The 5661-nt window shown below is 42.6% G+C and carries 5 protein-coding genes; 4 read left to right on the forward strand and 1 reads right to left on the reverse strand.

Annotation, left to right across the window (positions count from 1 at the left end):
• The coding region (locus H6F44_RS22060; RefSeq protein WP_190353236.1) for an ATP-binding protein at nucleotides 1-1415 on the reverse strand (1415 nt) is incomplete at its 3' end.
• A 458-nt stretch (nucleotides 1416-1873) separates the two neighbouring features.
• On the opposite strand from H6F44_RS22060, the gene H6F44_RS22065 reads away from it, so the two are divergent.
• The 4 genes from H6F44_RS22065 to H6F44_RS22080 all read left to right on the forward strand — a co-directional run bounded on the left by H6F44_RS22065 (nucleotide 1874) and on the right by H6F44_RS22080 (nucleotide 5534).
• Nucleotides 1874-2356 carry a hypothetical protein gene (locus H6F44_RS22065; RefSeq protein WP_190353237.1) on the forward strand — a complete coding sequence of 161 codons (483 nt, stop codon included), beginning with the start codon at nucleotides 1874-1876 and terminating at the stop codon, nucleotides 2354-2356.
• Nucleotides 2357-2505: 149 nt separating this feature from the next.
• Nucleotides 2506-3033, forward strand: a complete 528-nt coding sequence (locus tag H6F44_RS22070) for a hypothetical protein (protein ID WP_190353238.1) — start codon at nucleotides 2506-2508, stop codon at nucleotides 3031-3033.
• A gap of 24 nt (nucleotides 3034-3057) precedes the next feature.
• The gene (locus H6F44_RS22075) at nucleotides 3058-3807 is read left to right on the forward strand and encodes a fimbrial biogenesis chaperone (protein ID WP_190353239.1); all 750 of its coding nucleotides are present in this window, start codon (nucleotides 3058-3060) and stop codon (nucleotides 3805-3807) included.
• A 5-nt stretch (nucleotides 3808-3812) separates the two neighbouring features.
• Nucleotides 3813-5534 (forward strand): fimbria/pilus outer membrane usher protein, encoded by a 1722-nt coding sequence (locus H6F44_RS22080; protein ID WP_190353240.1) that lies wholly within the window; start codon nucleotides 3813-3815, stop codon nucleotides 5532-5534.
• The last annotated feature ends 127 nt before the right edge of the window (nucleotides 5535-5661 follow it).

Here is a 5661-nt window from a genome sequence, read left to right on the forward strand (position 1 = left end):
GTTTTTCGTGCTTTCCCTACTTTTCCTTGCATTTTACCAGTTTTAGATCTCCTTGGATACCATTGCTTGTATGGTTTTCTTGTTTTTTCAGCAAGCCCTAAGTAGTGATAGCATGACTCAAATGACATAAGCAGATCTTTGTCCGTATCTAAGGACTGAACCTTCGCTTTCCAAAAATCAGCAGCGCTGTTATGTGCTTGATCGAATTCTTCTTGATTTTGCTTGAGAAGATGCACCGCTTCCGCACGCACAAGGGGATGTAGTGAATATTCGTCATTCGCTAATTCCAATAATGACCGATTTCTGAGAACTTCAATAATTCTGATATGCTCTGCTTCAGGGCTATCCCATAACTGATAGAACAAAGCTTCAATCGGAATATGGGGAATACTTTGATAACGATAACAACCCATCCGCTTTAATAAAGCATAGGCTAGTGGCTCCACCTTTAACAACCGATCCAAATGTCCAGCCACCAAATCTTTTAAATCTGCCGTAGCCATTATATCCGCCCCGCATTGTTCCCAGAAAATTGTAGCATTGCGATCGAAGTCCATATGGATTTCGCCACATAGACTAGTCATGGCTTTAGCATTTCCCCCCAGCTTACTATGCATTTCTGCCAATGACTGCTCATCAAAAAGCACATTGCTATAGGTAAAGTAATCTTGCCAATCTGTCTGACTTAATGACGGAATCGCATAGTTGTAAACACTGCGTAATCTAGACTCTAGCAAACGGCATCGACTGGTCACAATCGTAATGGATTGGGTGGCGTGATCGGACAGCACACTAAATAGATCTAAATATTGAGTATGCTCTGGAATGAACTTCCCATTCTCATCCAGCAATCTCTCGATATTGTCAACTAAAATAGCGAGTTTTTGCTCTTTAATGATCCGCCGCAGTCTGTCTAACGTAACTACAAACTGGGAGGAAGACATTTCATGAAAGTCGCGATTAAACCACTCGTCTAAAACGCTTTTAGCTGAAGGAATGTTTGTGACATCAATGGGCATATATAGCTCAATAACTTTATACCCATTACTCTCTAGCTCCTGTAAATAATTCTGAGCCAGAGTCGTCTTGCCCTGACCACCCACACCGTGGATCGCAATTATGCGGTTAGTCTTTGCTAGCATTTTCAGACTTTCTAAGGCGCTAGCCCTTCCCAAAAAGCTGAAGTTTGTCTCTTCAAGTGTTTGTTCTTTTAGTTCCTTGGGATCAAGCTCCAATACTTCGCAGCAGGCTACAAAGTTCGCAAAACTAATCCTTACTTTGCCAGTCCGAAACCGATTCCAAGTTTCTTGAGACACGAGCGCTTTTTCTCGCCAATAGCGATCGGTTTTATTCCGACCACTATTTTTAATAGCGATATTGACTTTCTCCACTCCAGCACTCGACAGTCTAGACATAGCCAAAACCCTGTACTTAATCAAGCCCTACAGTATATTTTACACAAATACAGTCAAGGAATTAGTCAATAGCATACAACTGGCATTTTATTTTGTCAGTTTTTAGGGAAATATACTGACAATAATTTTTCTGATTTTGCTGCTTTAATGAGATTCATAAGGTAGATACGTTAATCGTTTATTTGATGACCAGTACCACCAACTGGGGGGCGGGGGGATAGATCGGTGTAGAGACTAATAATCTCTACACCGATCTACCAAACTTCTAATCTAAGGTACTTCGCAAAGGGATAGATTAAGCTATCTATTCCAAACCAAAAAAATTATCCGAGACAGTTAAAATTATGCAACTCAATACATAAGAAGTATTACTGTTACTGCAATCAATATTTGACTGAACATCCGAGACATCACTGGTAATTATGAATAAATTTAAGCGCATTCTTTTGGCTTCTGGCTTGGCTGCAACCGCCTCTCTAGTGGCGAATTCACCTGCATTTGCTGGCACTACTGGCAAAGTTGACTTGAGTGGTACTGTTCCTTCTACTCTAACAATTACCGTAACTCCTTCGAGTAATAGCGCTTCTCTTGATTTGTCCCCTGGTTTACGTATAGTTAAGATTGGCACTATAACTGGTGCCACAAGCAACAGTGCGACTGGACTTAAAGTTACTGCAACTAGTTCTTGGAAGTTGGTATCGGGGGCGAATGCTATAGCCATAGGCAATTTTTATCAAGCTAGCGGTGCTACCGCTACAACTCACACGATGAATCATGATGCCCCGCTTCCTGACGGTCAAGCTATTGAACTCGGTTACACAAAGTCTACTAGTTCGGGACTTGCACCAGATTCAAGCATTTTCATTAATTACAATGTACCAAGTACTCAAGCCGCAGGTAATTACACGGGAAGTATTACTTTCACTGCCGCCGATAGATAACTAAACATCCTAACTACAGGACAAAGATCAAAAATAGAACACCCAAAAGCACAAAAATTGTTACTCGGAAAGGATGTAAGTTAATCATCTTATATCCTTTCTGAGGTGACGTTTCGAGTTTTTATCCAGTAGTTACAACACTAGTAATCATGATCAAAGTTCATCGTATTCTTTTGGCTTCTAGCTTGGCTGCAACCGCCTCTCTCATGATTAATGCGGCTGCATTTGCTGGCTCTACAGCCACGGTTAACTTGAGTGGTACTGTTCCTGCTGCTTTACCAATTACATTATCTCCTGCGCCTGATGCTGGTTCTCTTCCTTTGACTCCTGGTAATGCTTATACTGGTATTAAGATTGCCGCTATATCTGGTTTATTAACTAACAGTGGGAATGGACTTAAAGTTACCGTAACTAGTGCTAGTAATTGGAGATTAGTATCGGGTTCTAATTTTATAGAATTTGGCGGATTGGGTGAAGCTCTAGGTGCTGACGCTACATCGTCCAATGCGTCCATGCGATCGCCCAGCTATTATGATTCTAATCCTCTGCAATTAACCAGAAGCTCTAGTGCTGGGGTTGCACCTGCTTCAAGTATTTTCATTAGTTTTACTATACCTCCCAATCAAGCGGCGGGGACTTACACAGGTAGCATTACTTTCACTGCCTACGATAATTAGCTAGCTCTTTCTTTGTCTACAAATATGAGATTACAATTTTCTAAACTCTGGCTGACATTATTTCTATTACTGGTAAATATTCAACCCAGCTTCGCCTTTAAAATTTCGCCCATTTCGCGGACATTTACTCCCATCGGCAACGAGGCAAGCCAATCCTACGAGCTGACTAGCGATAGCAACGAACCAGAGGCAGTCCAATTGTCAGTGGTTACTCGTGAAATGGACATAGATGGCAACGAAAGCTATACACCCGCCGATGATAACTTTTTGATCTATCCACCGCAGGTAATTCTCCAACCAAATACCAAGCAAACCGTACTCGTGACATGGGTGGGCGACTCAAACCCAACTAAGGAGCTTTACTATCGCCTAGTATCCGAACAAGTACCGATTAATCTCACCAAGCCTGAAGCTGGCAAACCAACCAAAGTAACAGCTAAGGTCGAGATTTTGCTGAAATATATGGGTTCTCTCTATGTCCGTCCTGAGAATGCAGAGCCTAAACTAGTTTTAGATAATGTCATTGTCCAAAAAGAAAAGGATAAACCCGTAATTGCGATTACTTTTGCCAATCAAGGTGCAGCTAGAGCAACCTTGGCAGATTTTAAGTTAAACCTTGCCAGTGGCGGTAAAACCGTAGCGCTCACAACTGAACAACTTAAGGAAATTACTGGTCAAAATATTTTGGCAAATCATAAGCGCCGCTTTGTGATTTCCTATCCTGCGGATTTACCACAGGGAACTGTGACTGCGACTTTTGACTATAAGCAATAGATTTAATGAGTTTTGCCAGCCAGATTTTCCTCGCTGTCATCAGCCTTATTTTGTTAGTTCCCAGAGCCGCGCTAGCCCAAAAAATCGCACCCGATCCCCCCGAAGACGCGCTTTTTCAACAGGTATTTAAGCGACCTCAGTCGCCACAGGGCAATCAGAGGCTAACCGTTTCTTGGTCAATCGATGGGCAAATTAAGGGGCGGATTCCTATTCTATTGGAGGCTAATAATCGCTCAAAAATTAGGATCAATTCCACAATTCTGCTTGACAACTTGAAGGAAGTGGCGCGTCCTGAAGTCCTCGACAAGTTGCAAGCTGGGCTTGATAAAGAAAAGAACATTGCGATCGATTTATTGCGCGAAAATGGCTTAAAAGTTGTCTTTGACGATCGGAAATTGCAACTATTCATCGAAGTCCCTCCAGCGCAGCGCAAAGTCAATGTTTTAAGTTCACAATCAGGAGATCCCGAAGCAGCTAATGCGATTTTGCCGAGTCGATTTAGTGGCTATTTGACAGTTCGCGGTGGTGAAAAGTTTGTCTTCGCTAATACGGGCAATTCCAGTAATACGGGTCGGCAACCGCTAAATCTCAACTTTGATACAGCTTTTAATTGGAACGGTTGGGTTTTAGAAGGTAATTTCTCCTTTGTCGAACGGGCTAGTCCAGAATGGAAGCGGGGTAATTTTCGGATCGTTCATGATGATATCGATCGCGCTGTCACCTATGCGATCGGCGATCTGGGAGTTCCTACTGTTGGCTATCAACTCAGCAAACCCTTATTAGGATTGTCGATCGCCCGTAATTACAGCTTGCAACCCTATCTGATCAACAGTCCTGTCAGTCAATACGAATTTTTTTTAGAAAATCCCTCCACCGTAGAAGTGTTTGTCAATGGTAGACTGCTGCAAACTCTAGAACTAAAGGCAGGTCAGCAAGATATTCGGAATCTGACCCTTGGTTCTGGGGTGAATGATGTGCAGTTAGTGATCACCGATAATGTGGGACGAGTGCAGCGTTTGGACTTTAGCAATGCGATCGCCTCAAGTCTACTTGCTCCCAATGTGCAGCAATTCGCCTATATCTTGGGTTTCCCCAGCATAACTAGCGGTAATGGCACTAGTTATGATTTCACATCACCGACTATTTTTGCCGCCTATCGTCAAGGAATTAATAACACCCTCTCAATGGGTGGCTATCTCCAAGCCGATCTCCGTCAACAAATCATGGGAATAGAGGGAGCTTTGGCGACAACCTTAGGTAATATTTCTTGGGATATGGCTCTTAGTAATGCCGAACAATTAGGGCTAGGGCTAGCGGCTCGTTTGGGTTACGAATTTATCAAATCAGGGGAAACCAATCCTTTAGATCAGTCCTTTGGCTTTACGCTCGAACATCGCAGTGCCAACTTTTTATCTTCTAATTTGTCTTCTAACTCATCTTCCAATTCATCGAATAATCCATCTAGCAATTCATCTTCTAGCATGAAGCTGACTAATCCATCTCTACTAGATTTCACCGCCAATTATCGCCAAAAACTATTCTGGGAAATCACGAGTGGGCTAAATTTTCGTTATCAATTGGGACGCGATCGCCCTGACAGCTATCAAATAGGCTTAAATCTCAATAAATCCCTCGGCAATGGCTTCTCGATTTCGTTGAATCTCAGTGAATCGGGAGATGGGATCAAGCCTAAAGAACAAAAAGTTTTCGCTCATGTGGGTAAATAGGTGAAAGGAGGGACAAGAAGACGGCGGAGGAAGTCAAAATCAATCCAACGTAAATTGTAAGCCCACTCAAACATGGCTACATAGAGATGCAGATACTTTTTATGGATACCGCGAAATGGACGAACAA

The sequence above is a fragment of the Pseudanabaena cinerea FACHB-1277 genome, assembly GCF_014696345.1.
GTDB lineage: Bacteria > Cyanobacteriota > Cyanobacteriia > Pseudanabaenales > Pseudanabaenaceae > Pseudanabaena > Pseudanabaena cinerea.

Bases quoted from the DNA above. Each gene is read 5' to 3' on its own strand.
- H6F44_RS22070 (WP_190353238.1), top strand. From the start codon at position 2,506: ATGATCAAAGTTCATCGTATTCTTTTGGCTTCTAGCTTGGCTGCAACC.
- H6F44_RS22075 (WP_190353239.1), top strand. From the start codon at position 3,058: ATGAGATTACAATTTTCTAAACTCTGGCTGACATTATTTCTATTACTG.
- H6F44_RS22080 (WP_190353240.1), top strand. From the start codon at position 3,813: ATGAGTTTTGCCAGCCAGATTTTCCTCGCTGTCATCAGCCTTATTTTG.